Origin of the sequence: Salifodinibacter halophilus (genome assembly GCA_012999515.1) — a bacterium.
GTDB classification, from domain to species: Bacteria; Pseudomonadota; Gammaproteobacteria; order Nevskiales; family Salinisphaeraceae; genus Salifodinibacter; species Salifodinibacter halophilus.
On record JABEEB010000409.1, the window covers coordinates 1 to 257 of the forward strand.

The window sequence follows — 257 nt, forward strand, 5'->3', positions numbered from 1 at the left end:
GTTCCCAAGACCGAGTTCTGCCAGCGCTGTGAGCACTTCGGCGAGCCGCCGAAACTCGTGTGCCACCACGAGGGGACGACCATCGTCGAACTCGAAGACAGCGACCACTTCCGGGTGCGGAACTGCCCGATGGTCGAGACCGACGACTGACGAGCGTCGCGCGGTGAGGCGGCCCGAGTTCTCCCGCGACAGCGCGGAGTGACAGCTTCTTTGCTCTCGGTCCGCTACCGGCGGGTATGCAGTTCTGCGACGAGTGC

At 65.4% G+C, this 257-nt stretch carries 1 protein-coding gene; it reads left to right on the plus strand.

The annotated features are described in order from the left end of the window. The coding region (locus HKX41_12240) for a hypothetical protein (GenBank protein NNC24905.1) at window positions 1-150 on the plus strand (150 nt) is incomplete at its 5' end. Window positions 151-257 lie beyond the last annotated feature (107 nt).